We start from the raw sequence: 26340 nt of genomic DNA, 5'->3' as shown, positions 1-26340 counted from the left end.
TCTTACTCTGCTTTCCCGTCCGGTTCATCGGCACAGCATGTTGCTGGCCCGGCCCGGCATGTCCACTCCTTTTTTTTCCAACCCCACCAACATCATGAAAAAAGTATTTACCACCCTGTGGCGGGCCGCTGCCCTCCTGGCATTGTGCCACGTTCCGGTTAAAGCCCAAACCTATCAGCAAGTCTGGGCCGACGAGTTTACCACGGGCATCAGCTCGAACTGGGTATTTGAAACCGGCGGCGGCGGCTGGGGCAACAACGAGAAGCAGTACTACCAGCGCGCCAATGCCACCGTGGCCAACGGCATCCTCCAGATTACGGCCCGCAAGGAAAACGTGGGCGGCATGCCCTACACCTCCTCGCGCATGATTACCAAGGGCATCAAGGAGTTTACCTACGGCAAGATGGAGGCCCGTATTAAGCTGCCGCTGGGCCAGGGCCTATGGCCGGCTTTCTGGATGCTGGGCGGCAACATCAGCCAGGTGAGCTGGCCGGCCTGCGGCGAAATCGACATTATGGAGCACATCAACTCCGAAAACAAGATTTACGGCACGCCCCACTGGGACAGCAACGGCCACGCCGAATACGGCGGCAGCGCCACCACTACGCCCGCCGACTACCACATTTACTCCGTGGAGTGGGACGCCAGTGCCATCCGCTGGTATCTGGATGGGGTGCAGTACCACGTGATGAGCATTCAGAACAACGTGGGCGGGACCGAGGAGTTTCACCGGCCCTTTTTCCTGCTCCTGAACCTGGCAGTGGCCGGCAACTGGCCCGGCCAGACCGTGGACGAAAGCAAGCTACCCGCCACGATGTACGTGGACTACGTGCGGGTGTACCAGAAAACCAGCACGCCCCCACCCACTTCGTCCGTCACTATTCAGGCCGAGTCGTATGGCTCGATGAACGGAGTGCAGCTCGAAACCACCACCGATACGGGCGGCGGCCAGAACGTGGGCTACATTGATGCCGGCGACTGGATGGCTTATAATAACATCAACTTCCCGACCAGCGGCACCTACACCATTGAGTACCGCGTGGCCAGCCCCAGCGGCGGCACGCTGTCGTCGGATCTGAATGCGGGTTCTATTCAACTCGGCAACGTGGCTATTCCGGCTACCGCCGGCTGGCAGAACTGGACCACCGTTTCCAAAACGGTGAACGTGAATGCCGGCACCTACAACTTCGGCGTCTTTGCCCAGACCGGCGGCTGGAATATCAACTGGATTCGCATCACCAAAGCCGGTAGTGCCCGAATGGCAGCTCCGGAGGCCTCAACAGCTATGGCGGCTCCTGCTGCGGAAATCGAGCTGTACCCGAACCCGGCCACGAATCAGCTGAATGTGCAGTCGGCGCTGGATTTAAGCGGCAGCCAGTACCAGATTGTGGACGGGCGCGGCAAGGTGGTAGCCAGCGGCGCTACCCGCACCGGCCGCCTGGACGTGGCCGGCCTGAAAAATGGCCTCTACACGCTGGTTATCGTCACGAAAGACAACCAGAAGCTGACGCGCCGCTTCAGCAAATAACCCTCGCCTATCTGCGCTTGGAAGGCTGCTCCTGGGGGCAGCCTTCTATTCCGCGCCCTTTATTTTCCGGGTTCACCACTCCGGCTTCCACTCCACCATCCACTTCCTTTCCAACTCACCATGAAAAAAGTTTATTCCTACGGGCTTAGTGCCTTGCTGCTCGGCAGCGGGTTGAGTAGCCCGGCGTGGGCCCAAGACCAGAAGCAGCAGGCAGCGTATCCGCTCGGCTCCAGTCAGGAGCTGGTGCGGCAGCTGGAAGCCCAGGCCGCTACGGCCGCCGCCCGGCAAGCTGTACCGACCGTGGCGCTGCGTGTTTCGGCCACGCAGGCGTTTGTGGGCAAAGTCAACTACCGGCAGGACTTGTCTTCGAGCGGCGAATACGTCATCGGCGAAATCCAGAACGTGCCGGGCTCATCGTTTATGCTGCGTATTGAAGGCGCGCGGGTAGACGGCCACATTGTGCTGCGCAACACCCGGCAGGCCTACCGCTATTCGGCCGATGCCGCCGGCAACGTGCGGGTGCAGCCCGTGGATATCAATAAGGTTATCTGCATCGACTACAACCAGCCCGTAGGCTACCAGAACCCGGCGCCGGTGCAGGGTAATACGGCCAGCAAGACCAACGTTATTGCCCTGCAAAGCTACCCCGGCGCCCGGGGCTGCGTGATGCTGGACTTCGACGGACAGTACGTGGCCGGTACGCCCTGGAACAACGGCAACCCCATCAACGCGGCCCCGGCCGGCATCAGCGACGCCCAGATTCAGGAGTTCTGGGAGCTGGTGAGTGAGGATTTCCGCCCGTTCAGCTTGAACGTGACGACCGATGAAGCGGTGTTCAACTCGTATCCGAAGAACATGCGGATGCGCTGCATCGTGACGCCGACCAACACGGCCGCGCCCGGCGCGGGCGGCGTGGCCTACGTGCCCAGCTTCAACTGGAACGACGACACGCCCTGCTGGGTGTTTATGACGGCGGCCAAAGCCGGCGGGGAAGCTGCTGCGCACGAAGTGGGCCACACACTGGGCCTTAGCCACGACGGCCGCCTCAACCCCAAGGAAGAATACTACGATGCCCGCAGCTCGGCCGGCAACTGGGCCCCGATTATGGGCGCGGGCTATTACAAGCCCGTCACGCACTGGAGCCGCGGCGAATATGCGTCGGCCAGCCAGACCCAGGACGACCTGGCCATCATGGCGGGCTCGACTTTCAACGTGGGCTACCGCAACGACGACCACGCCAACGGCACGGCCGGCGCTACAGCTTTGGCCCGCAACGGCAACAGCGTCTCCGGCTCGGGCATCATCGAGCGGACTGCCGATCAGGATTACTTCGTTTTCTCGACCAGCGGCGGTGCGGTGAGTCTGGGCCTGAACACGGTGAGCCGGCACGGCGACTTGGACATCGTGGGCCGGCTCTTCAACAGCGGCGGCGGCCTCGTCGGGACCTACGACACGCAGGGCAGCCTGGGCACGACGCTGAGCGCCAACCTGGCGGCAGGTACCTATTACCTACAGATAGATGGCACCAGCTACGGCAACCCGGTTACTGACGGGTATTCTGACTACGGCTCGCTCGGCACGTTCTACATTTCGGGCACCGTGCCGGCGCCGGCTTCGGGCGGCGTAGCCACTATGTACAAAGACTGCAACTACACCGGCACAGCCATAGCCTTGCCCGCCGGCGACTATAACCTGGCCGCGCTGCAAAGTCGGGGCATTCTGAACGATGACATTTCTTCCCTCACCGTGAACAGCGGCTACCAGGTGGTGCTGTACGAAAACGACAACTTCGGTGGCGCGGCCCTGACCGTGACGGCCAACAATGCCTGCCTGGTAAACAACGCCCTGGCTACCGGCAACTGGAACGACAAGGCCACCTCGCTGCGGGTACAGGCCGCCACGTCCTCGTTCAGCGTGACGCTGCAGGCCGAAACAGCCAGCGTAAACAACGGCATGACGGCGGAAGCCACCACCGACGCGGGCGGCGGCCAGAACATGGGCTACGTGGATGCCGGCGACTACCTCGTCTGGAACGGCATCAACTTCCCGACCTCGGGCTCCTACCTCATCGAATACCGCGTGGCCAGCCCCAGCGGCGGCACCATCTCGGCCGATCTGAACGCCGGCTCGATTCAGTTTGGCAACACGGCCATTCCGGCTACCGGCGGCTGGCAAACCTGGACTACCGTGTCCAAAACGGTGAACGTGAATGCCGGCACCTACAATTTCGGCATCTACGCCCAAACTGGTGGCTGGAACCTCAATTGGGTGCGCGTGAGCAAAGTAGGCACGGCCCGGCTGGCGTCAGTTTCTACCGAGGCTGGTTTCGCGGCAGCGGCTCCCACGCTGGAAATCTACCCCAACCCGGTTACCGACCAGCTGCTGATTCGTTCGGGGCAGAACCTGGCGGGCAGTGAGTACCAGATTCTGGATGCCTGGGGAAAGCTGGTAGCCAGTGGCTCGGCGGCTGCCGGCCGGCTGAGCGTAGCCGATCTGCAGCCCGGCATGTACACGCTCCGGCTCGTTATTGAGGGCAAAGCGCAGCCCACGAAGCGCTTTATGAAGTAGGCAAACCCTGCCAGCCTGCGGGTCGGTGGTGGCCTTGCCAGTGAGAGTCGGGCACGTTTGGGGGCTCACCAGGGCTCCGCGTTGCGGTGTACCTCATCGGCAAGGCCACTTTTGACTTTTGGCTTTTCCTGTCCTTTTCCAACCTAATCCCACTGTATGAAAACGAGCTTTTCCCTTCCAAAAACCGGGCTGCTCCTGCTGCTGTTGCTGCTGGCGGTACTGCCCACGTTTGCCCAGTTCCGGGTTATCGGCTACGTGCCTTCCTGGGCCGGCGACGTGAACAGCGTGCAGTACAGCAAGCTGACGCACATCAACTATGCCTTCCTGTTGCCCACGGCCACCGGCGGGCTGCAGCCCATTGAAAACCCGGCCAAGCTGCAAAGCCTGGTTTCCCTGGCCCATGCCAACGGCGTGAAAGTGCTGATTTCGGTAGGCGGCTGGAACGACGGCAACGACAGCGGCTTCGAGAGCATCGGTGGCAATGCAGCTTACCGCAACACCTTCGTAACCAACCTGGTGAACTTCGCCAATCAGTACAACCTCGACGGCGTGGACATCGACTGGGAATACCCCGACGCCGGTGCTTCGGCCAACAACCACGCCTTGCTCATGCAGCAGCTCTCCACCGAAATGCACAGCCGCGGCAAGCTGCTCACAGCCGCCGTGGTGGGTACCAACGGGGCCAGCATCCTCAACAGCGTCTTCACGTCGGTCGACTTTCTGAACCTGATGGCCTACGACTTCAACAACTTCGACCACTCCACCTACGACTACGCGGCGCAGTCCATCAGCTACTGGCGGGGCCGGGGTCTGCCGGCCAATAAAACTGTGCTCGGCGTGCCCTTCTACGGCCGCCCCACCTGGGAATCGTACGCCCAGTTGCTGGCCCGCGGCGCCAGTCCTAATGCCGATGTGTTCAACGGCGTGGGCTACAATGGCATCCCCACCATCAAGAGCAAAACGAATCTGGCCTTCGACCAGGGCAGCGGCATCATGATCTGGGAATTGTCGCAGGATGCTACCGGCGCCAACTCGCTACTCACAGCCATCAACCAGGTAGTGGTGCAGCGCAACGGCACCACTGTAACGGTGCACCCGGTTCCAGGCCGGGTAGAAGCCGAGCGTTTTGCCGCCCAGACGGGCGCCCAAACCGAAGCTACCACCGATACCGGCGGCGGCCAGAACGTATCATACTTCGACACCGGCGACTGGCTGGATTATTCCGTCAACGTGGCCACAGCGGGTTCCTATACGCTTGGTTTCCGGGTGGCCAGTGCCACGGGCGGGGCCACGCTGCAGCTGCGCAACAGCGGCGGAGCTACATTGGGCAGCATCAGCGTGGGCAACACCGGGGGCTGGCAGAGCTGGCAAACCATCAACGCCACCGTAACGCTGCCCGCCGGCCGCCAGACGTTGCGCCTGTACGCGGCGGCTTCCACGGGCTGCAACGTCAACTGGCTCAACTTTGCCAGCACCACGCCCCCGCCCACCTCCGCTACCACCATTCAGGCCGAAGCCTTTACCAGCATGCAGGGCGTGCAGGTGGAAGCCACCACCGACGCGGGCGGCGGCCAGAATGTGGGCTACATCGACGCCACCGATTGGCTGGCCTATGCCAACGTGAGCTTCCCAACCAGCGGCACCTACACCATTGAGTACCGCGTAGCCAGCCCCAGCGGCAGCACCTTGTCCTCTGATTTGAACGCGGGCAGCATCCAGCTCGGCAACGTGGCTATTCCAGCTACCGGCGGCTGGCAGAACTGGACCACGGTTTCTCAAACGGTGACCATCAATGCCGGCACCTACAGCTTCGGCGTGTACGCGCAGGCCGGCGGCTGGAACTTCAATTGGCTGCGCATCACCAAAGTAGCCACAGCCGCCCGGCCGGCCGGTACCACGCTGGCCGCATCCGGTGCCGGCAGCTTAGAGCGTAGTCTGGAGTTGTACCCGAATCCGGTGGCCCGCACCCTGCATTTTCGCGCTGAATCGGCTTTAGCAGGCAGTTCGTTCGAGGTAATTGACATTACCGGCCGCACCGTGTTACAGGGCCAGCTTGCGGCCACCGACCTGGACGTGTCGACGCTGAAAGCTGGAGTCTATACGCTGCGGATTTCGGCAGCGGGCCAAGCCAGCATAACGCGCCGCTTTATCAAGGAAGCGGAGTAGAGTTCCGCCACCCCCGAAACGCAAAAAGGCCGTTCCCAGACTGGGAGCGGCCTTTTTACATTCCAAACCAATCTTAAATAATCGTACTCAATCCCAAGGCAATGTTGTTCTTGTGGAGCTGACAGTCCAGAATATCCAGGATGCCGTAGGCCACGAAGCTACCTACCTGCTCGGTGGTGTAGGGCGCTTTGGCGTTCAACTCGGGCGTCAGCACGCCTTGCTCTAGGGCATTGTCCACGGCTTTGCGCACCGAAGCGGCTTCTTCCGGCAGTCCGAAATGCTCCAGCATCATGGCCGCCGACAGAATAGTGGCAATGGGGTTGGCAATGCCCTTGCCCTTGGCCTGCGGGTAGGAGCCGTGAATGGGCTCAAACAGTGCGGCTTCGTCGCCGATGGAGGCCGAGGGCAATAGGCCCAGGGAGCCGGCAATAACGGAGGCTTCGTCGGAGATGATGTCGCCGAACATATTCTCGGTCAGAATCACGTCGAACTGCTTCGGGTTCAGAATCACCTGCATGGCCGCGTTGTCCACGAACAGGTAATCAACCAGCACTTTGGGGTATTGCAGCGAGATTTCCTGCACCACTTCGCGCCATAGCCGGGAGGTTTCCAGCACGTTGGCCTTGTCCACCAGCGTGAGCTTGCCCCGGCGGGTTTCGGCGGCCCGGAAGGCCCGGTGCGCAATCCGCTCAATTTCAAAGCGGCTGTAGGTGCAGTTGTCGTAGGCCGAGCCATCTTCATTCCGGCCTTTTTCGCCGAAGTACACACCGCCGGTCAACTCGCGGAAGATGAGCATATCGGTGCCCTGAATCCGGTCTTTCTTGAGCGGTGAGTGTTCCAGTAGCTGCTCATAGGCTGTTACGGGCCGAATATTGGCGTAGAGCCCCAGCGACTTGCGCAGCCGCAGCAAACCCTGCTCGGGGCGCACTTTGGCCGTGGGGTCGTTGTCGTATTTCGGGTCGCCGATGGCCCCAAGCAGCACGGCATCGGCGGCGCGGCAGGCGTCGAGGGTGCTTGCCGGGAGCGGGTCGCCGGTGGCGTCGATGGCGCAGGCGCCCATGAGCTGGTAGTCGAAGTGAAACTCGTGCCCAAACTTGTCGGCCACGGCCTTCAGGGCCCGCACCGCTTCCTGACACACTTCCGGCCCGATACCATCACCCGACAGTACCACGATTCGTTTGCTTAAAATACCCATTTGCGGAGCTGTTCGTAGGTGGTAATGGCGTCCTTTTGGCTCACCAGGTAGTCGATATCGTCGTAGCCATTGATCAGGCACTCCTTCTTGTAAGCGTCCAGCTCGAAGCCGATGGTGGCGTCCCACACCGGAATTGATAAGGTCTGGCTGGGCAAATCGACGACCAGCTGGGTTTCGGGCTCCAACTCAATCTGCCGGAACAAACCCTGCAGCACCTCATCGGAAACCTGCAGGGGCAGCAGGCCGGTGTTCAGGGCGTTGCCCCGGAAGATATCAGCGAAGTAGCTGGAAATAACCACTTTGAAGCCCGCATCATACAACGCCCAGGCGGCGTGCTCCCGGCTGGACCCGCAGCCGAAGTTTTTGCCGGCCAGCAAGATTTGGCCGTGGTAGCGCGAGTTGTTCAGCACGAAATCGGCCTTGGGCTGCCCGTCGGACTGGTAGCGCCAGTCGGCAAACAGGTTTTGGCCAAACCCCTCGCGGGTGGTGGCCTTCAGGAAACGGGCCGGAATAATCTGGTCCGTATCGACGTTTTCGATGGGCAGCGGGACGACGCCCGAGCGGAGCGTTTGAAATTTTTCCATGGGTGGGATTCGATGGAGTGATGCTGTTGCCGGCGTTAAGTGAAAGGAGAAATCAGCGTTGGTAGCCAGTTGGTCCGGCGGGCCCGAGGCCAGCTGCCTCAGCCGATTCCTCCTCTCGCTTGCGTGCCGTGCGGCTCAGAAGCCGCGGCAGAATGGCAGGGGTATGTGGTTCGTTTTGGTTAGTTCAAATACTGAGTAATATCCACGATGCGGCCTTCCACGGCCGTTATAGCCGCCACCAGCGGACTGGCCAGCAGGGTGCGGGCGCCCGGGCCCTGGCGGCCTTCGAAATTGCGGTTGGAGGTCGAGACGCAGTAGGCCCCGGCCGGAATCTTGTCGTCGTTCATGGCCAGGCAGGCTGAGCAGCCCGGCTCGCGCAGCTCGAAGCCGGCTTCGGCCAGCACCTGGTCGAGGCCCTCGGCAATGGCCTGCTTCTCGACCATCTTGGAGCCGGGCACGATGATGGCCTCCACGTGCTCGGCTTTGTGCTTGCCCTTCACGTAGGCCGCCACGGCCCGCAAATCCTCGATGCGGGAGTTGGTGCAGCTGCCGATAAAGACGTAGTTGATTTCCTTGCCCAACAGTGATTCGCCCGGCGTGAAGCCCATGTAAGCCAACGACTTATCAAAACTAGCAGCTTCCCCGTCGGTGCCGAGCACCGGAATCGAGCCGTTCAGTGCGATGCCCATCCCGGGGTTGGTGCCGTAGGTTATCATGGGCGTAATGGCGGCGGCATCAAACGTCAGCTCCGACTCAAACTCGGCGCCTTCCTCCGAATAAAGCGTTTGCCAGTAGTCCAGGGCCTGCGTCCACCGCTCACCCTGCGGGGCGTAGGGCCGGCCTTGCAGATACTCGAACGTGGTAGCGTCGGGGGCAATGAGGCCGCCGCGGGCACCCATTTCAATGCTCATGTTGCAGACCGTCATGCGGCCTTCCATGCTCAGCCCGCGAATGGCGCTGCCGGCGTACTCCACGAAGTAGCCGGTGGCCCCGCCCGTACCGAGCTTCGAAATGATGTGCAGGATGATGTCCTTGGCCGTCACGCCGGGCTGTAGCGCGCCATCCACGGTGATGCGCATGCGCTTGGGCCGGCTGATAAGCAGACACTGCGAGGCCATGACCTGCGTGACCTGGCTGGTGCCAATACCGAAGGCAATGGCCCCGAAAGCGCCGTGGGTGGAAGTATGACTGTCGCCGCACACGATGGTCATGCCCGGCTGGGTGACGCCCAGCTCCGGCCCGATGACGTGCACGATGCCCTGGTACTGGTGGCCCAGCCCAAACAATTCGATGCCGAACTTCTCACAGTTTTCGGTGAGCTTATCCACCTGGGAGCGGCTCAACGGGTCCTGAATGGGCAGGTGCTGGTTGCGGGTCGGTACGTTGTGGTCGGCGGTGGCCAATATCTGCGCCGGCCGGCTCAGCGGCAGGCCCCGCTCCTGCAGCTCATCAAAGGCCTGCGGACTGGTGACTTCGTGAATCAGGTGCCGGTCGATGTAAAACACCTCCAAGCCGCCCGGAATGGCCTTCACCACGTGAGCATCCCATATTTTGTCGAATAAGGACTTGGCCATGATGCTTATTTTGAAGCCTTGGAAGGCGTGTTTTCCGCCGGACGGTTGCCTTGGCGCACTTGCTCCGCGGCGTAGGTTATCCAGTCGGGGCAGCGCGACGAGCGAGTAGCGCTGCGGGGCTCGACTTGGCTGTGTTGCAGGGGCATGTTCATGAGCGTAAGCGTATTAGTTGGCGGCTACCAGGTTTTCCTGTTCCACCAGCTGGTGCAGGTCGGTATCCACTACTTCCTTCTGCCGGTCGGCGAGCTGCACAAACGAGGCATAGGCCTTATTGAGCGCGGCTTTATCGAAGTCGTAGCCAATTTTTTGGAGCCGGTAAGCCAGGGCGGCGCGCCCCGAACGAGCGGTTAGTACAATCGACGAATCCGCCACGCCCACCTCGCGCGGATCAATTATTTCGTACGTCTCGCGGTGCTTGATAACGCCGTCCTGGTGTATGCCGCTCGAATGCGAAAAGGCATTGGCTCCCACAATAGCTTTGTTGGGCTGCACCACCATGCACATCATCTGCGAAACCATAGCCGAGGTTTCGGCCAAGAGCTGCGTCGTGATGTTGGTGTCGAGCTTGAGGTAAGGATGCTGGCGCAGAATCATCACTACTTCTTCCAGGGCCGTGTTGCCGGCCCGCTCCCCTACCCCGTTGATGGTGCACTCAATCTGCCGGGCGCCGTTCATGACGCCGGCAATGGAATTGGCCGTAGCCAGCCCCAGGTCGTTATGGCAATGCGTGGAAAGCGTCACATTCTGCACGCCCCGCACGTTTTCGTAGAGGTATTTAATCTTAGCCCCGTATTCCTCGGGCAGGCAGTAGCCGGTGGTGTCCGGGATGTTGAGCACCGTGGCTCCGGCCCGAATGGCGGCTTCGCAGACGCGGGCCAGGTACTCGTTGTCGGTGCGGCCGGCGTCTTCGGCGTAAAACTCCACGTCTTCCACGAAGGATTTAGCCAGCTTCACGGCGGCCACGGCCCGCTCAATGACTTGCTCCGGCGTAGAGCACAGCTTGAACTTGATGTGGGACTCGGAAGTACCGATACCAGTGTGAATGCGTGGGTAACGAGCGTGCCGCAACGACTCAGCCGCCACCCGAATGTCGTTTTCCACCGCCCGCGACAGGCCACAGACGGTAGCCTCGCGGGTTTGGGCGGCAATGGCTGCCACGGCGGCAAAGTCGCCGGGACTCGACACGGGAAAGCCCGCCTCAATCACGTCGACGCCGAGTAGCTCCAGCTGTCGGGCAATAACCAGTTTTTCATCCTGGTTGAGCTTACAGCCGGGCACCTGCTCACCATCGCGCAGGGTCGTATCGAAGATCTGAATTTTCTGAGCAGCCATGTTTCTCGGAGTACTTTCAGCGAATTGCTGCTCGCAAGTACACCGGCAAAGCGCGGCAGGGAAAACAAATTTTCGGCACGCCTACTATTTCTAGTAGCGGCATTTTATTTTATAATATATTGATTATCAATGCATTATTGATTGTTGAAATACAACGGCTAACGAAGAAATTGTGGTTGGCAGCACACTACATTGAACGTCATTCCGAGCAGAGCGAGAAATCTCGCGTGCAATGGGAATGTACTCGTCGACTGTCATCCTTCATCTGGCGTACGCCTGCCAAGAACCTTCCTCACTGCGGTTTATCCAATATAACAAAGCCCTTTACCACCAGGGCGGTAAAGGGCTTTGCCACGTTTAATTACGCTTGTCACTCATTGGAGAAAGGTCTTTCGTTCCGCTTTGCTGCACTCAGGATGACAGGAGAAGAAGCTAGCATTGCGGTAGAGATGCTTCGGCAAGCCCAGCATGACGTTCTAGTATTCGCTCTGTTACACCAGTAAGCTCAAGAAATCCTGCTTCTCATTCAGGTATTCGTAGGCAAAGCCTTCCTGCTGCATCCGCTGCTGGATTCCCTCGATTTCGTGGGGCTTTTTGACTTCGATACCGACGAAAACCGGCCCCTTTTCCTTGTTGTTCTTCTTGATATACTGAAAGTGAATAATGTCGTCGTCGGGGTGCAGCACATTATTCACGAAGCGCCGCAGCGCCCCGGGGCGCTGGTTGAAGGTTACCATAAAGTAGTGCTTGAGGCCCTGATGGCGCATGGCCCGCTCCTTAATGTCCTCCATCCGGGTAATGTCGTTGTTGCTACCGCTGAGCACGCACACCACTGTTTTACCCCGGATTTCGTCGGCAAACTGCCGTAGCGCCGAGATGCTGAGCGTGCCGGCCGGCTCCAGCACAATGCCTTCCTCGTTGTACATCCGAAGCAAATCCTCGCAGACCTGGCCTTCGGGCACCAGCACCACCTCATCGAGCAGTTCCCGGCACAACTCGAAGGTCAGGGCACCGGGGCATTTTACGGCCGCGCCGTCTACGAAGCTTTCGATGTGCTCTAGGGCCTGCCGCCGCCCGGCCCGAATAGCCTGCTGCATGGACGGAGCCCCCAGCGGCTGCACCCCGATGAGTTTGGTTTGGGGGCTGAGCTGGCGGAACACGCTGCCGACGCCCGAGGCCAAGCCACCGCCCCCAATAGGCATAAACACGTAGTCAATAGGCGCGGGAGCAGCTTTCAGGATTTCCAGCCCGACGGTGGCCTGCCCTTCAATAATGGCCAGATCATCGAAGGGGTGTACAAAGGAGCTGCCCCGCTCGTCGCAAAACTGCCGGGCGGCCTGGAACGTGTCGTCGAAGGTAGCGCCGGTCAGGATGACTTCGACCTGCTCTTTACCAAACAGGCGCACTTTGCTCACTTTTTGGGCCGGCGTGTTGGCCGGCATGAAAATATAGCCCTTCAGCCCCAGTAATTGGCAGGCGTAGGCCACACCCTGGGCGTGGTTGCCGGCGCTGGCGCACACTACTTCCGGCTGGTTTTGCTCCCGGGCCAGCTGGGAAATCTTATGGTAGGCGCCCCGGATTTTGTAGGAGCGCACTACTTGCAAGTCTTCCCGCTTGAGGTACACCGTCGCACCATAGGCGGCCGAAAGGCCCAGGTTTTGCTGGAGCAGGGTTTCGCAAATCACGCCCTGCAGGGTGCTAGCGGCCTGTTCCACGTTCGAGAGCAGCACTGCAGGGGCTGAAGGGGCTATGGTGTCGCTAGGCATCGGCTTCGGCGGTTTTCTTCAGGGAGCGGAGCTGGCGCACGGTGGCCCCCGTCTGCCAGAGCTCCGAGTCCCGCACTTCCTTCAGTTCTACTTCCAATTCCTGACGGTAGTTGGGCGTAGAGCCGCGCTGAATGGTACGCGCCGCCTCCTGGCCCGAGGCCACACTGTCGTACAATTCGTTGAGCACTGGCAGCGTGGCTTCGCGGAATCGGCCTTTCCAGTCGAGGGCACCGCGCTGGGCCGTTACGGAGCAGTTGCTGAACATCCAGTCCATACCGTTTTCGCCCACCAGCGGCACCAGGCTCTGGGTCAACTCTTCCACGGTTTCGTTGAAGGCTTCGGAGGGCGAGTGGCCGCGCTGGCGCAATACCTGATACTGGGCCTCGATGATGCCGGCCAGAGCGCCCATCAGCACCCCCCGCTCCCCGGTGAGGTCGGAGTATACTTCGCGCTTAAAGTCGGTTTCGAACAAGTAGCCCGAGCCCACGCCAATACCCAGGGCAATGGCCTTTTCCAGGGCCTCACCGGTAGCATCCTGGAACACGGCGTACGACGAGTTCAGCCCGCCGCCCTGCAGGTACAAGCGGCGCAAGCTGGTGCCGCTGCCTTTGGGCGCTACCAGAATCACGTCCACGTCGGCGGGCGGAATGATGTTGGTCTGGTCGTTGAAGGTGATGCCAAAGCCGTGGGAGAAATACAGCGTTTTGCCGGGCGTGAGGTGCTTTTTCAACGTGGGCCACAGCGCAATCTGGCCGGCATCCGAAAGCAGGTTGGCAATGATAGTACCGCGCTCAGCGGCTTCCTCGATGCTAAACAGCGTTTCGCCCTCTACCCAGCCGTCCTGCAGGGCCTTTTCCCAGGAGGGCGAGTCCTGGCGCTGGCCGATGATGACGTTGAAGCCGTTGTCGCGCAGGTTCAGCGCCTGGCCCGGACCCTGCACCCCGTACCCAATCACGGCAATGACTTCGTCCTTCAGATAGGCCTGAGCCTTGAACAGCGGGTACTCGTCGCGGGTGATTACAGTTTCGTCTACGCCGCCAAAGTTGATGGTTGCCATGTTGTTGGGGGTTGGGTTTTTATGGTTGACTATTGTTGATTTTACTCTTGTTTATCAGGCCGTCATTCCGAGCTTACTCACATCGAAAACACTCCGTCGCGGTTGTTCAAAAACTCGTTTTCCACGACTTCCGAGCCGGGCTCGGTGCGCTCAAACTCGCGCAGCTTGCGGTTGAATCCGTCGCTGTGCTTGATGATGGCAATGCGGGCCGAGCGTACGAACTCGATGAGGCCGTAGGGCTGCAAAACGGTAATAAGCCGGTCGGTTTCCTCGCGGTGGCCGGTGGTTTCAAACACGGTGTAGTCCTTGCGGATGACTACGGCGCGGGCCCCAAATTCGCGTAGGAGGCGCTCCACGGAGGCTTTTTCGGCAATGACGTCGGTGGGCACCTTGTAGAGCGCCATTTCCTGCCAGATGACCTCCTGGTTGGTATTGTAGTAGACCTTAAGCACTTCCACCTGCTTCTCAATCTGCTTGGCAATCTTGCGCACCACGTCTTCCGTTTCGTGAATCACGATGTTGAAGCGGTGAATTCCCTCGATTTCGGAGGGCGACGTATTCAGGCTTTCGATGTTGATTTTACGGCGCGAGAAGATGATGGCAATGCGGTTGAGCAAGCCAATCTGGTTCTCGGTGTAGGCCGTGATATTATATTCCTGCCGGTCGATGGGGTGCTCACTCATAAAGGGGAAATTGTGAAAGGTGAACTTGTGAAATCATCGAAGGATGAATGGCGAGCAGAGGAAATACTTATGGTGTTTTCGCAACTTCACCTTTCACAACTTCACCGTTAGCGCAGCCGGATTTCGCTCACGCTGCAGCCCTGGGGCACCATGGGGAAGATGTTGTTTTCCTTCGTCACCATGACTTCCAGCAAAAAGGAGCCGGGATGCGCCAGCATTTCCCGCAGGCTGCTCTGTAGCTCTTGGCGCTCCGAAACCCGCTTGCCGGCAATGCTGTAGCCGCTGGCCACGGTCACAAAATCGGGGCTGGCAATGTCGACAAAGGAGTAGCGCCGCTCATGGAACAGTTCCTGCCACTGGCGCACCATACCCAGAAACTGGTTGTTGAGAATGATAATTTTCACGTCGACACCCGTCTGCATGATCGTGCCCAGCTCCTGAATCGTCATCTGGATGCCCCCGTCGCCGATAATGGCCACCACGGGCCGGTCGGGCCGGCCGAACTTGGCGCCGATGGCCGCCGGCAGCGCAAAGCCCATAGTGCCCAGGCCGCCGCTGGTGATGTTGCTGCGGGCATGGTTGAAGCGGGCGTAGCGGCAGGCTACCATCTGGTGCTGACCTACGTCGGTTACCACAATAGCCTCGCCCTGGGTTAGCTCATTGAGCTGCTGGATGACTTCGCCCATGGTCAGCTCGTCGGAAGTCGGAAATAGCTCGTCCTGAATGACGGCGGCCACTTCCTCGGCCTGAAACTGCTCGAACCGCTGCCGCCACTCGGGGTGCGTTCTGGCTTCGACAAGCGCCGTGAGCAACGGCAGGGTTTCCTTACAGTCGCCCCACACCGGCACGGTGGCGGCCACGTTCTTGTCGATTTCGGTGGGGTCAATGTCGAGGTGAATAACCTGGGCCTGCCGAGCGTACTTGTCGAGCCGGCCGGTTACCCGGTCGTCGAAGCGCATGCCGATGGCAATGAGCACGTCGCACTCATTGGTCAACACATTCGGGCCGTAGTTACCGTGCATGCCCAGCATGCCCACGTTCAGCGGGTGGCTGGTGGGCAGCGCGCCGGCGCCCAGAATCGTCCAGGCCGCCGGAATGCCGCTTTTCTCGATAAAGGCGCGGAATTCAGCTTCGGCCCGACCCAGCGTGACGCCCTGGCCCCAGAGCACGAAGGGGCGCTTGGCTTGGTTAATCAGCTCGGCGGCCTGCCGGATGTACTCGGGCCGCACGATGGGCGCGGGCCGGTAGCTGCGGATGTGGTGACATATCTGGTACTCGGGAAAGTCGAACTGCTGGAGCTGGGCGTTTTTGGTGATGTCAATCAGTACCGGGCCGGGCCGGCCGCTGCGGGCAATGTGGAAGGCCTTAGCCAGCGCCTCGGGTAGCTGGCTGGCCTCCGTCACCTGGAAATTCCACTTGGTAACCGGCGTGGTAATGTTGATGATGTCGGTTTCCTGGAAAGCATCGGTGCCCAACAGATGCGCGAAAACCTGCCCCGTGATGCACACCAGTGGCGTACTATCAATCAGCGCGTCGGCTAGGCCGGTTACGAGGTTGGTAGCGCCCGGCCCGCTGGTGGCAAACACGACCCCCACTTTGCCCGACGCCCGCGCATAGCCCTGGGCCGCGTGAATACCGCCCTGCTCGTGGCGCACCAGCACGTGGTTGAGCTCCTGCTTAAAGTCGTACAGCGCGTCGTAAATCGGAATGATGGCCCCGCCCGGATAGCCAAAAATCGTATCCACGCCTTCGGCCACCAAAGCGCGCAAAGTCATTTCCGCCCCCGACATCGTCTGGCGGGCCGTTTCTGGCAACAGCTGAATTGGCTTTTCCTGAATCAACATAGCTCGTGCGTTTTACTTGCTCAAGAATCGGTGATGCACCCTTCGCTGGCCGAGCCCACGGTGCGGATGTACTTGCGCAGCACTCCGCGCGGCGCATTCACGGCCGGCGGCGTCCATTGGGCGCGGCGGGCAGCCATTTCGGCCTCGTCCACCAGCACGCTCATCGTGTTGTTGGCCGCGTCGAGCACTACCTGGTCGCCGTTGCGAACCAGGGCAATGGGGCCGCCGTCGTAGGCTTCGGGGCTCACGTGGCCGATAACGAAGCCGTGGGTACCGCCCGAAAAGCGTCCGTCGGTTACCAGGGCCACTTTGTCGCCGAGCCCGGCCCCGATGATGGCCGAGGTTGGCTTGAGCATTTCGGGCATGCCGGGCCCGCCCTTGGGCCCCACGTAGCGGATGATGACCACTTGCCCCGGCGCTACTTTGCTTAGGCCTTCGTTCAGTTCTTCCTCGGAATCGAACACGCTGGCCGGACCTTCAAACCGGGTGCCTTCCTTGCCGGTGATTTTGGCCACTGCGCCTTCCGGGGCCAGGTTGCCGTAGAGAATTTGGATGTGGCCGTCGACTTTAATCGGGTTGGAAAACGGCCGCAGCAAGTCCTGCTCTTCGCCCAGGGCCGGAATATCGGCCAGGTTTTCGGCCAGCGTCCGGCCCGTCACAGTCGGCAAGTCACCGGTTAGCAGGCCTTCGTTGAGCAACGTTTTCATCACGGCCGGCACCCCGCCCAGGGCCGACAAATCCTCCATCAGATACTTGCCGCTGGGTTTGAGGTCGGCCAGCATGGGCACCCGGTTGCTCACGTTCTGAAAATCCTGGAGCGTGAGCTTGACGCCGGCTGCGTCGGCAATGGCCATCAGGTGAATGACGGCATTGGTGGAGCCGCCCAGCGCCGTGATGAGTACCATGGCGTTTTCGAAAGCCTCGCGCACCATGATGTCGCGGGGCTTGAGGTCCATTTCCAGCAGCCGCAGCAAATATTCGCCAGTACGCAGGCACTCGGCCCGTTTCTCGGCACTTACGGCCGGAGCCGACGATGAAAACGGCACCGACATACCCAGCACCTCCGCCGCCGAGGCCATAGTATTGGCCGTGTACATCCCACCGCAGGCGCCCGGGCCCGGGCAGGCATGGTTGATAATACCGCGGTAGTCCTCGTCAGAAATGGTATTCTGTAGCTTTTTGCCATAGGCTTCAAAGCACGACACGATATTAAGCTGCTGCCCTTTAAACGAGCCGCCTTTAATCGTGCCGCCGTACACCATTAGCGCAGGGCGGTTCAGGCGGGCCATAGCCATCAACGAGCCGGGCATGTTTTTGTCGCAGCCTACCACGCAGGCCAGCGCGTCGTAGTTGTGCGCCCCGGTGATGGTTTCGATGGAATCGGCAATGATTTCGCGCGACACCAAGGAGTAGCGCATGCCCGGCGTACCGTTGGTAATACCGTCGGACACGCCAATCGTGTTGAACCGCAGCCCCACCAGCCCGTGGGCCTGCACACCTTCCTTCACCTGGTCGGCCAATCCGTTGAGGTGCATGTTGCAGGTGTTGCCATCGAAGCCGGTAGAGCAGATTCCCACGAACGGCTTGCGCAAATCGGCTTCCGAGAGGCCGGAGCCGATGAGCATGGCCTGGGACGCGGGCAGGCTGTCGTCCTGGGTATAAATGCGGCTGTAGGTATTCAGAGCCATGAAAAGCGGTTCTACTCGGAGTTCGGAAAAGTTATTTGGACGACAGTGCGGGCGTCAGTACGCCGGTTACCAAATCGTGGTAGCGCTTGGCCAGCTGGGCACCCAGAGTTTCGGCGAAAGGCTTTTCGAACACCAGTTCATCTACCGACAACACGCCGATAACCTCGGCGGCGGTGCCCGTCATAAAGGCGCCAACGGCGCCCTGTAGCTCGGTGGGCGTGAAGAACTTTTCGTAGACGGTAATGCCAGCTTCCCGGGCTAGGTCGATGATGGTGTTGCGGGTGATGCCGCGCAGAATGCTGCCGGCCGGGGCTGTGTACAATTCGCCGTCCTTTTCGAAGAAGAAGTTGGCACCCGGTCCTTCCGCCACAAAGCCGTTCATGTCCAGCAGCAGGGCTTCGTCGTAGCCGCGGCCCTTGGCTTCGGAACTGGCAATGATGGAGTTGACGTAGTGCCCGGCCACTTTGGCCTCAATGGGCACGGCCTTGGGGTTGGGCCGCTCGTAGGGCGAGATGGTCAGGCGCAGGCTTTGGTCGCCGAGGTATTTGCCCCACTCCCACACGGCCATCAGCAGGTTGCCACTCGTGGCGTGCTTCAGGCTCATGTTGGGTGTGGCCGCGTACACCAAGGGCCGGATGTAGGCGTCGGTCAGGCCGTTTTTTTCCAGCAACTGGTAACTGATCTGAGTCAGCTCTTCCACCGAGTATTCCAGTGGCAAACCCACGGCTTTACAGGAGTAGTGCAGCCGCTCATAGTGCTCCCGGGCCTTAAAAATCTGGGAGCCCTGGGGCGTATTATAGGCTCGGATACCCTCAAAAACGGCATACCCATAGTGCAGCGACTGGGCATACACCCCACAGGTGGCCTCACTGGCCTGAACGAATTCACCATCCAGGAAAGCGACGGTGTTACTGTTGAAATACATAGGAACGGTGGCGTTAAGTGGAAGCGGTTTCAGCGGTTGGGCAGTAAAAAAGCCTTCCTGAGCGCGGGGCTTAGAAAGGCTTGTTCTTGGCAAAACAGAAGCAGTTCCTTCAGCCCGGCGGCAGCGGAATAATGACCTGAATGACGACTAGAACGGTAGATTGCATGGCAACTAGAAGCTTGGCGGGGTTGATGCGTGCAGCGAAGCGAGGCCCAACAATCCACTTGGTTTCATTTAAATTGGCGGTCAGCTATTCCGGTTGGTGAGCAATAACCAGGCGCTGCTTCCTGTTTAGCTAACTCCCGACGGTCCGAACTTTTTGGCGGCAATCGGCCAAAGTCGGAAGCGGTTGTAACTTGCCCGGCAGCGGCTGGTTGTTGCCCGAAGCTGCACGCAAGTAGTAGCGCCGCAGCGCCCTGCGAAAACCAATATTCAGAGGTATAACTATTTCCAAATACGACTTATTTATCTATAAATTACTGAAATTCAATTTATTGACAAACAACAGAATACAATGCCCAACGAAAGTCTTGACCCGGTTTTTCAGCTAATAAAGTCTCTGACGCGCTCCGAAAAGCGGCACTTCCGGCTGTTTACCAACCGGCAGGGTTCCAACGAGGGCCTTAAGTTTCTGCAGCTTTTCGACGCCCTCGACGATCAAAGCACCTACGATGAGGAGCGGGTGCTGGCCCAGGTGCCAGCCATTAAAAAAGTACAAGTCGCCAACCTCAAGGCCAACCTCTACAAGCAGCTCCTGGCGAGCCTGCGCATGTACCACTCGGGCCAGAACCTCGACATTCAGCTCCACGAGCAGCTCGATTATGCCCGGGTACTTTACAACCGCGGCCTTTACCAGCAGAGTCTTAAAATGCTGGAAAAGGTAAAATCCACGGCGCAGCAGGCCGAAATGCCCCACATTGCGCTACTGGCCCTCGATTTTGAGAAGCTCATCGAGGCCCAGTACATCACCCGCAGCCTGGGCGGCCGGGCCGAGGTGCTATCGATGGAGGCCTCCGACACGGCTGCCCACGTGGCCCAAACGCACGAGCTGTCGAATCTGGCGCTGCGCATGTATGGGCTCTACCTCAAGATCGGGCACGTGCGCAACCAGCAGGACTATGACAGCATCACGGGATTTTTCCAGGAGGCGCTGCCGCTGGTAGATATGCAGAAAGCCGGTTTCTACGAGCAGCTCTACTATTACCAGGCCCACGTCTGGTACCACACCATCACCCAGAATTTCCCGGCCTGCTTCCGCTACGCCCAGAAGTGGGTCGATTTGTTTGAGCAGAACCCCGGCATGAAGGAGCAGCAAGCCATGCTCTACCTCAAGGGCCTGCACAACCTGCTGATTTCACTCTACAACCTGCTCTACTACAGCAAGTTCATCGAAGTCCTGAAAACTCTGGAGGCCTTCGCCGCCGACCCGGAGCGGCGCACCAACCCGAACACGGAGATGCTGCTGTTCTTGTACATCTACACCAACCGCATCAATGCCCACTTCCTGCGGGGCAGCTTCACGCAGGGCCTGCAGCTCATTCCCGACCTGCTCGACAACCTCGACCGTTTCCAGGTGCAGCTCGACTCGCACCGGCGGCTAGTATTCTACTACAAGATTGCCAGCCTCTACTTTGGCAGCGGCAACAACGACAAGGCTATTGAGTACCTCACCAAAATAATCCAGTTCCGCGATGTGAGCCTGCGCGAGGATATTCAGTGCTTTGCCCGCATCCTGAACCTGATAGCGCACTACGAGGCCGGCCGCGACGAGGCTCTGGAGTATCAGATTAAGTCGGTGTACCGCTTTTTGGGAAAAATGAACGACCAACAGCAAATGCAGGTAGCCATCTTCCAGTTTCTGCGCAGCGTAGGCGACATTGCCCCCGATGAACTGAAAACCGCCTTCAGCCATCTTAAGGAACAGCTCATCAGCATTGCCGCCGACCCATTCGAGCGTCGCCCCTTCCTCTACCTCGACATTATTTCCTGGCTCGAAAGTAAGATTGAGAACGTGCCGGTGCAGGAAATCATGCAACGCAAGTTTCGCCGCCTGAAGTAGCAATTCCCGCTTCGCCTGTCATCCTAAGCCAAGCGAAGGTCCTTTCTTGCCGCAGCGTCAAGCGCCTTTCAACGCAAAAAGCCCTTTACCACGCAAGTAGTAAGGGGCTTTTTACATTGGCAAAACTGTAGTGAGGTAGGCGAGGCAGGTCCTTCGCAAGGGCTCAAGATGACAGAAAAAAATGGTTACGCGCTGTGGTAGGCCGGCAGCTTGCTTTCGGCCAGGCGCTGCTCCATTAGAGTTTTGCTGGCCAGCACGATGGTAGCGAAGCCCTGGGGCACTTCGGTGTAGCGCAGCGTCACCTGGGGGTCAGTCCAGTTTTCGCTTTTGGCAGCTACCCGCTGGCTGGGGCCATACTGCGAGAGCAGCAGGCTATGAATGCCTTTGCAGTTGTTGTCGCCCATTACACGCAACTCAATCGAGCAAAGCTTGTCTTTGTAGAAACCGTAGCTTATGCCGGTGACGGTGTAGGAGCCTACCCGCAGGTTTTCGCGCTTACTGGTGTAGTACACCGTCTGGGTGCTGGCTTCTACCCGCTCGGGCACCAAGTGACGGAATTTGCGAACATCGGTGCCCAGGGCGGCCTGGCGTTGTTCCAGCACGCGCCCGGCCTGGCCCTTCTGTGCTGCAGTGGAGCTGAACGAGGCCAGCAGGAGCGAGAATACAGCCAGGTATTTCATGAGCGCGGGTTGATAAAAGCGGCCCTTAAGATTAGTGAAAAATAATAATAAAAACTATTTTCTCTATTCTTAGCCCCTGCTAATCAGCCGGCAAGCCGCTCCTGCTGCCCCTGGCATGAGCAGCTACTAACCGCCGCTATTTCCGCGCTACGTGGTTGATCAGCGTCAGGCTGGCCTGCCGCTCCTGCAGCAGATGGAAGGCATTGTACTGGCCCGGCGTGAGGATGCTCAGCATATGGGCATCGTACTGCGCCAGCACCTGCGTGGCTGTGAAGGGCAACGTTTTGGCCGATTCGTCAACAATAGCTGCCTCCAGTTGCTCAAGCTGCTGCAACTCCTGCTGGGTGGCCAGCCGCACGGCAGCGGCCTGGCTGCTACTCAGGCGCAGGGCATCGGTGTAGTAGCAAGTCAGTTTCAGGGAGCGGGCCTGGCACTCCGGGCTGGCGGGGGCCAATGGCTGGCTGCCCGAAGAAACGCCTTGGGCGGCAGTAGCCACGGGGGTGGCGCAGCTGAAAATTGCAGCGAGGGTGAATCCGGTCAGCAGGTGCAGTACGTTTTTCATCGGGCAGCAGAATTAGGTTGGCGAGAAGTGCTTGTGAAACTGAACGGCACAAACGTAAATTGTAGAGTTTCTCTCCGTTGGCATTCTGGCTCAGCAGCCCTTTTTACTCTCTGAGTGTTATTCTTACCGATGCCAACGCCGGGCGCCGCCTGCCTTCTGCCCTACTGCCGCTGCTTTTTCTTATTTGCTCTTGCCCGTTTCTATGCCTTTGTCTCCTGCCCGCCTGCGCTGCCTCATTATCGACGACAACGAAATCAACCGGCTCACCCTTGAGCATTTTGTGGAGATGACCGATTCGCTGGAGCTGGTAGCTTCCCTGCCCGATGCGGTGCAGGCCCTGAATATGCTGCGCAGCGGTACGCCCATCGATTTGCTGTTTCTGGACATTGAAATGCCCCACCTCAGCGGCCTGGACTTGGTGCGGGCCCTGCCCCAGCCCCAGCCCGAAGTAGTGCTGGTAACTACCCACGCCGATTTTGCCGTGGCCGCTTTCGAGCTAGCTGTGGCCGACTACCTTGTGAAGCCCGTCGACTATGGCCGCTTCAGCAAGGCCGTGGCTCGGGTGCTGGCCCAGCGCGCCACTCTGCCCACCTCACACCCTGCCCTTGAAACGCCAGCTGGTGCAGAAGGCTCCGATTTGTTTGTGAAGGTGAATAACAAGCTTATTAAGCTCGATTTCAACGATGTGCTCTACATCGAAGCTATGTCGACGTACTCGATTTTCGTGACGCCGAAGCAGAAGCACATCGTCTACATTACGCTCAAAGCGCTGGAAGACCGACTGCCGTTCACCCATTTCGTGCGCGTCCACCGGTCGTTTATCGTCAATACCAAGCGTATTGAGGCCGTGGAAGATAACCAGCTGCTGCTGGGCGAGTATGAAATTCCGGTGGGCAAATCCTACCAGGACGACTTTTTCCGCAAGCTGCGCAGCCTCTAGCTCGTTGTGTATCAGGCTTCGGGCAGCAGCTCGTCGGGCAACTCCTGCAGCACTCGGTCGAGGCGGGTGGTGAGGTGACCCACGGCGGCGGTGCGGGTTTCCGGGTTTCCCACGCCGTGGCGGGCCTGCTCCAGTTGCTTCACGGCTTCTTCCACGCCTTCCACGCCTAGCTGCACCAGGTTGGGCTTGATGTGATGCACCAGCTCGGCTACCCGCAGCCACTGCCCTTCGGCGGCTGCCAGTCGGATTTCCTGCATCGTATCGGGTATGTTGCGTAGAAAGGAGCGGATGATCTTGTCGACAAACGCCTCTTTGCCCCGGGCCAACTCCCGCAGGGCCGTCAGGTCGTAGCTGCGCTGGTTGCCGGTGGCAGTAGTGGCTATCAGACTTACCAGCTTCTGGTATAGGTCATCTTCCTCGAAGGGCTTGGCCAGGCAGTCGTTCATGCCGGCGGCCAGGTACTGCTCGTTGTCGGCCCGGAAAGCATTGGCCGTGAGGGCCAGAATCGGGACCTGGGCGCGGCGGCCGTCGGGGTGCTGCCGGATGCGGGCCGTGGCTTCGAGCCCGTTCATGTTGGGCATTTGAATGTCCATCAGCACCACGTCGTAGGCATTGTCGGCGTGCATCTGCACGGCTTCCAGGCCGTCGGGGGCTTCATCTACTTCTACCTGCCATTCTTCCAGCATGAGGCGGGCCACTTCGCGGTTGATTTCGTTGTCTTCGACCAGCAGCACCCGGCGGCCGGCCAGGGAACCATTGTCTACGACTTCTTCTTTTTTGCCCCGGGGCGCCTCGGCCTTGGGCAGCGTGAGAGTGAAGGCAAACGTGCTGCCCCGGCCTATTTCGCTGGTTACGGTAAGTGTGCCGCCGAGCTTTTCGACCAGCGCCCGGCTAATGCTCAGGCCCAGGCCCGTGCCCCCAAACCGGCGGGTGGTATCGGCATAGGCCTGGGTGAAGCCCTCGAAGATACGCGCCACCTTATCGGGCGCGATGCCGATGCCGGTATCCGTTACCCGGAACTCGGTGGTGAGGTGCGTATCGGTTTCGGCCACGAAATAGCCACCCACGGTGATGGTGCCCCGCTCGGTGAACTTGATGGCGTTGGATACCAGGTTGATCAGAATCTGGTTGAGGCGGAAAGGGTCGCCGACCACCCAGGAATTGGGGCAACTGTCGCGCAGCGGAGTGCCTTTGAAGGCCAGGCCCTTTTCGGCGGCTAGCAGCGCCAACGGCTCCACGGCCTGGCCCATCGAGTCGCAGAGGTTGAAGGCCGACTGCTCGAACTCCAGCTTACCCGACGTGATTTTGGCCATATCGAGTACGTCGTTGAGCACGCCCAGCAGGTGCTGGCCCGAGGAACGAATTACCTTCAGCAACTCCTGCTGGCGCACGTCGAGCTGGGTTTTGGCCAGCTGCCCGGCCATACCCAGCACCCCGTTCAGCGGCGTCCGGATTTCGTGGCTCATGTTGGACAGGAAATTTTCCCGGGCCGTAGCGGCGGCCTGCGCGGCTTCGGTAGCCGTCTTCAAATCGGTAATGTCGGTGCTGACACCCAGCACTTCCAGGCTACCATCGGGGCGGCGCAGGGGCCGTTTGATGGTTTGGAACCAGAGCACCTCGCCCGAAGGCAGGGTGTAGGCATCTTCCTTCTTGATTTCCTCGCCCGTAGCCAGTACGTGAGCATCGGCGGCGGTATATTCCTGCTCTTCGCGGGTCTGAATGCTGTTGGGGTCCTGCAGGGCACGGGCGCGGAACTGCCGGAACTCCTGCAGCTGCCGCATGGCGTGGTTGCGAAAAATCAGGTTGCCCTCGGCATTGCGCACGTAAATCAGGCTGGGAATCGTGTCGAGTACCTGCTGAGTGAATTTCTGCTGCTCCAGCAACTCCTGCTCGGCCTGCACGCGCCCGGTAATGTCGAGACCATAGCCCAGCATAAAGCGCAGCGTGCCATCGGGGCTGGCAATGGCTTTGAAGTGGCGCTGGTGGCAGCGTGAGCCTTCCGGATAAGGCGTTATATCATCCCACACCACCAGCTGATCCTGCTCGCGGGCCAACTCAAACATGCGGTGGCGCTGCTCGGCCAGTTCCAATGGATAATTGTAGCGCTGGCAAAACTCGGTGATAGTGTGGCCCGATAGCCAGGCGCGGGGCTCGGTATCGGGCACGGCGTAGGGGTTGGCGTAGAGGTAGCGCTCCGCTTCATCGAGCACGACTACTTCCACCGGCAGCTCGTCAAGTATGGTTTCATAGAACTGCCGCTGCTCGGCCAGTTGCTGCTCCACCTGCCGCTGCTCCGTTATTTCCTGCAGGTACAGGTTGGCATAGTCTTCTTCTGCGAAAGGCATAGCCACTACCCGGAATAGCCGTTCCCCAAACGATACTTCTAGTTTCTGCGGGGCATTGTCGTTGAGGGCCCGCAGGGCCGCCTGCAGCAGTAGCTCCCACACCTGTGCGCGTTCCGCTGCCTCGATACCGTCGCGCAGCTGGCGCAGGGCCGCATTGATAAACAGCGTTTCGCCCTGCCGGTTGAAGCGCAGCACCGGGTTGGGGTTCTGCTCGGGAATGCGCGACATAGCCTGCAGCGCCGCCGCTGCCTGGTGCTGGGCGGTAATGTCGCGGTAGCGCAGCAGCACGTTAGTAGCGCCGGGCTCCAGGGCCTGCAGCGGCACCACGTCGCGGTCGAGCACCCGGCCGCTGGTGAGGCACACCTGCACATTATGAGAAGGCACCGCGCTTTGCACCGCCGCCGCAAATTCGTGGGCCAGTTCCTGGGTCTGGTCACTGCAGAGGGTAATGGCGGCGTTCAGCTCGGCCACCGGGCGCTGCACCCATTGGCTGGTGGGCAGCGGAATGCCAAAAAACCGGCAGTACGGCTCGTTCAGAAGCAGAATCCGGCCTTCCGAGTCCAGCAGCACTACTCCTTCCGTCAGATAATCCGCATAGTAGGCCATTCGGCCATCGGCAACGCGCTTGGCAGCCTGGGCTTGTTGTAGCGCTTGTTCGAGCTGAGCAATGCGCGCCTGGGCCTGGGCAAAATCGGTGGGCGGCAGGGCCGTAAGGAGAGAAGATACTTCGGACATGATGGGCACTACGACATGGGGCAACTATGCAAGAAATAGACTTTGAGGACGGGAAAGGGGATTTTTGGCTGAATCGGTTCCGCTGCCGCCCCAACACCGGCTCAGGCTG

Annotated in this window: 19 protein-coding genes; 5 read left to right on the top strand and 14 right to left on the bottom strand. The window is 59.8% G+C overall.

Going from position 1 to position 26340, the window contains the following annotated elements; all coding sequences use genetic code 11:
- Positions 1 to 58: 58 nt before the first annotated feature.
- From LGH74_RS04930 to LGH74_RS04920, 3 genes are all read left to right on the top strand, one after another.
- Positions 59 to 1528 carry a carbohydrate-binding protein gene (locus LGH74_RS04930; RefSeq protein ID WP_226172839.1) on the top strand — a complete coding sequence of 490 codons (1470 nt, stop codon included), beginning with the start codon at positions 59 to 61 and terminating at the stop codon, positions 1526 to 1528.
- A 120-nt stretch (positions 1529 to 1648) separates the two neighbouring features.
- Positions 1649 to 4096, top strand: a complete 2448-nt coding sequence (locus tag LGH74_RS04925) for a carbohydrate-binding protein (protein ID WP_226172835.1) — start codon at positions 1649 to 1651, stop codon at positions 4094 to 4096.
- A 156-nt stretch (positions 4097 to 4252) separates the two neighbouring features.
- The gene (locus LGH74_RS04920; RefSeq protein WP_226172833.1) at positions 4253 to 6262 is read left to right on the top strand and encodes a carbohydrate-binding protein; all 2010 of its coding nucleotides are present in this window, start codon (positions 4253 to 4255) and stop codon (positions 6260 to 6262) included.
- 73 nt (positions 6263 to 6335) lie between these two features.
- On the opposite strand, the gene leuB is transcribed toward LGH74_RS04920, so the two are convergent.
- The 11 genes from leuB to LGH74_RS04865 all read right to left on the bottom strand — a co-directional run bounded on the left by leuB (position 6336) and on the right by LGH74_RS04865 (position 18910).
- A complete protein-coding gene (leuB, locus tag LGH74_RS04915) occupies positions 6336 to 7457 on the bottom strand; it encodes a 3-isopropylmalate dehydrogenase (RefSeq protein ID WP_226172826.1) in 1122 nt (373 codons plus the stop codon).
- Positions 7445 to 8041: a 3-isopropylmalate dehydratase small subunit gene (gene leuD, locus LGH74_RS04910; RefSeq protein WP_226172824.1), complete on the bottom strand. Its 597-nt coding sequence runs from the start codon at positions 8039 to 8041 to the stop codon at positions 7445 to 7447. Before leuD ends, leuB begins: the two co-directional genes overlap by 13 nt.
- 179 nt (positions 8042 to 8220) lie before the next feature.
- Positions 8221 to 9615: a 3-isopropylmalate dehydratase large subunit gene (gene leuC, locus LGH74_RS04905; protein ID WP_262904528.1), complete on the bottom strand. Its 1395-nt coding sequence runs from the start codon at positions 9613 to 9615 to the stop codon at positions 8221 to 8223.
- Between the two features lie 5 nt (positions 9616 to 9620).
- Positions 9621 to 9761 (bottom strand): hypothetical protein, encoded by a 141-nt coding sequence (locus LGH74_RS04900; RefSeq protein ID WP_226172822.1) that lies wholly within the window; start codon positions 9759 to 9761, stop codon positions 9621 to 9623.
- Positions 9762 to 9780: 19 nt separating this feature from the next.
- Positions 9781 to 10947, bottom strand: a complete 1167-nt coding sequence (locus LGH74_RS04895; RefSeq protein ID WP_226172821.1) for a 2-isopropylmalate synthase — start codon at positions 10945 to 10947, stop codon at positions 9781 to 9783.
- 491 nt (positions 10948 to 11438) lie between these two features.
- Complete coding sequence (gene ilvA, locus LGH74_RS04890) at positions 11439 to 12713, bottom strand: threonine ammonia-lyase IlvA (RefSeq protein WP_226172818.1); 1275 nt, start codon at positions 12711 to 12713, stop codon at positions 11439 to 11441.
- Positions 12706 to 13770 (bottom strand): ketol-acid reductoisomerase, encoded by a 1065-nt coding sequence (gene ilvC / locus LGH74_RS04885; protein WP_226172816.1) that lies wholly within the window; start codon positions 13768 to 13770, stop codon positions 12706 to 12708. Before ilvC ends, ilvA begins: the two co-directional genes overlap by 8 nt.
- A gap of 77 nt (positions 13771 to 13847) precedes the next feature.
- Positions 13848 to 14453 carry an acetolactate synthase small subunit gene (gene ilvN, locus LGH74_RS04880; RefSeq protein ID WP_226172813.1) on the bottom strand — a complete coding sequence of 202 codons (606 nt, stop codon included), beginning with the start codon at positions 14451 to 14453 and terminating at the stop codon, positions 13848 to 13850.
- 107 nt (positions 14454 to 14560) lie between these two features.
- Positions 14561 to 16297 carry a biosynthetic-type acetolactate synthase large subunit gene (gene ilvB / locus LGH74_RS04875; RefSeq protein WP_226172810.1) on the bottom strand — a complete coding sequence of 579 codons (1737 nt, stop codon included), beginning with the start codon at positions 16295 to 16297 and terminating at the stop codon, positions 14561 to 14563.
- Positions 16298 to 16317: 20 nt separating this feature from the next.
- Positions 16318 to 17985 (bottom strand): dihydroxy-acid dehydratase, encoded by a 1668-nt coding sequence (gene ilvD / locus LGH74_RS04870; protein WP_226172808.1) that lies wholly within the window; start codon positions 17983 to 17985, stop codon positions 16318 to 16320.
- Between the two features lie 31 nt (positions 17986 to 18016).
- Positions 18017 to 18910: a branched-chain amino acid transaminase gene (locus tag LGH74_RS04865; RefSeq protein WP_226172792.1), complete on the bottom strand. Its 894-nt coding sequence runs from the start codon at positions 18908 to 18910 to the stop codon at positions 18017 to 18019.
- Positions 18911 to 19424: 514 nt separating this feature from the next.
- On the opposite strand from LGH74_RS04865, the gene LGH74_RS04860 reads away from it, so the two are divergent.
- Positions 19425 to 20969 (top strand): hypothetical protein, encoded by a 1545-nt coding sequence (locus tag LGH74_RS04860; protein ID WP_226172790.1) that lies wholly within the window; start codon positions 19425 to 19427, stop codon positions 20967 to 20969.
- 185 nt (positions 20970 to 21154) lie between these two features.
- Here LGH74_RS04860 and LGH74_RS04855 read toward each other — a convergent pair whose 3' ends face one another.
- Positions 21155 to 21649 carry a hypothetical protein gene (locus LGH74_RS04855; protein ID WP_226172787.1) on the bottom strand — a complete coding sequence of 165 codons (495 nt, stop codon included), beginning with the start codon at positions 21647 to 21649 and terminating at the stop codon, positions 21155 to 21157.
- 136 nt (positions 21650 to 21785) lie between these two features.
- Positions 21786 to 22211 carry a hypothetical protein gene (locus LGH74_RS04850; protein ID WP_226172783.1) on the bottom strand — a complete coding sequence of 142 codons (426 nt, stop codon included), beginning with the start codon at positions 22209 to 22211 and terminating at the stop codon, positions 21786 to 21788.
- Between the two features lie 202 nt (positions 22212 to 22413).
- Here LGH74_RS04850 and LGH74_RS04845 point away from each other — a divergent pair, with 202 nt between their 5' ends.
- A complete protein-coding gene (locus LGH74_RS04845; RefSeq protein ID WP_226172780.1) occupies positions 22414 to 23151 on the top strand; it encodes a LytR/AlgR family response regulator transcription factor in 738 nt (245 codons plus the stop codon).
- Between the two features lie 11 nt (positions 23152 to 23162).
- Here the strand turns inward: LGH74_RS04845 and LGH74_RS04840 are convergent, their stop codons facing one another.
- Positions 23163 to 26231, bottom strand: coding sequence for a response regulator (locus tag LGH74_RS04840; protein ID WP_226172778.1), 3069 nt, complete (start codon positions 26229 to 26231; stop codon positions 23163 to 23165).
- Between the last annotated feature and the right edge of the window lie 109 nt (positions 26232 to 26340).

Source organism: Hymenobacter lucidus, assembly GCF_020447265.1.
Taxonomy (GTDB): domain Bacteria; phylum Bacteroidota; class Bacteroidia; order Cytophagales; family Hymenobacteraceae; genus Hymenobacter; species Hymenobacter lucidus.
Note: the sequence above shows the minus strand (reverse complement) of the source record. Positions and strands in the feature narration are given on the sequence as shown.

Bases quoted from the DNA above. Each gene is read 5' to 3' on its own strand.
- LGH74_RS04930 (WP_226172839.1), top strand. From the start codon at position 59: ATGTCCACTCCTTTTTTTTCCAACCCCACCAACATCATGAAAAAAGTA.
- LGH74_RS04925 (WP_226172835.1), top strand. From the start codon at position 1,649: ATGAAAAAAGTTTATTCCTACGGGCTTAGTGCCTTGCTGCTCGGCAGC.
- LGH74_RS04920 (WP_226172833.1), top strand. From the start codon at position 4,253: ATGAAAACGAGCTTTTCCCTTCCAAAAACCGGGCTGCTCCTGCTGCTG.
- leuB (WP_226172826.1), bottom strand. From the start codon at position 7,457: ATGGGTATTTTAAGCAAACGAATCGTGGTACTGTCGGGTGATGGTATC.
- leuD (WP_226172824.1), bottom strand. From the start codon at position 8,041: ATGGAAAAATTTCAAACGCTCCGCTCGGGCGTCGTCCCGCTGCCCATC.
- leuC (WP_262904528.1), bottom strand. From the start codon at position 9,615: ATGGCCAAGTCCTTATTCGACAAAATATGGGATGCTCACGTGGTGAAG.
- LGH74_RS04900 (WP_226172822.1), bottom strand. From the start codon at position 9,761: ATGCCCCTGCAACACAGCCAAGTCGAGCCCCGCAGCGCTACTCGCTCG.
- LGH74_RS04895 (WP_226172821.1), bottom strand. From the start codon at position 10,947: ATGGCTGCTCAGAAAATTCAGATCTTCGATACGACCCTGCGCGATGGT.
- ilvA (WP_226172818.1), bottom strand. From the start codon at position 12,713: ATGCCTAGCGACACCATAGCCCCTTCAGCCCCTGCAGTGCTGCTCTCG.
- ilvC (WP_226172816.1), bottom strand. From the start codon at position 13,770: ATGGCAACCATCAACTTTGGCGGCGTAGACGAAACTGTAATCACCCGC.
- ilvN (WP_226172813.1), bottom strand. From the start codon at position 14,453: ATGAGTGAGCACCCCATCGACCGGCAGGAATATAATATCACGGCCTAC.
- ilvB (WP_226172810.1), bottom strand. From the start codon at position 16,297: ATGTTGATTCAGGAAAAGCCAATTCAGCTGTTGCCAGAAACGGCCCGC.
- ilvD (WP_226172808.1), bottom strand. From the start codon at position 17,985: ATGGCTCTGAATACCTACAGCCGCATTTATACCCAGGACGACAGCCTG.
- LGH74_RS04865 (WP_226172792.1), bottom strand. From the start codon at position 18,910: ATGTATTTCAACAGTAACACCGTCGCTTTCCTGGATGGTGAATTCGTT.
- LGH74_RS04860 (WP_226172790.1), top strand. From the start codon at position 19,425: ATGCCCAACGAAAGTCTTGACCCGGTTTTTCAGCTAATAAAGTCTCTG.
- LGH74_RS04855 (WP_226172787.1), bottom strand. From the start codon at position 21,649: ATGAAATACCTGGCTGTATTCTCGCTCCTGCTGGCCTCGTTCAGCTCC.
- LGH74_RS04850 (WP_226172783.1), bottom strand. From the start codon at position 22,211: ATGAAAAACGTACTGCACCTGCTGACCGGATTCACCCTCGCTGCAATT.
- LGH74_RS04845 (WP_226172780.1), top strand. From the start codon at position 22,414: ATGCCTTTGTCTCCTGCCCGCCTGCGCTGCCTCATTATCGACGACAAC.
- LGH74_RS04840 (WP_226172778.1), bottom strand. From the start codon at position 26,231: ATGTCCGAAGTATCTTCTCTCCTTACGGCCCTGCCGCCCACCGATTTT.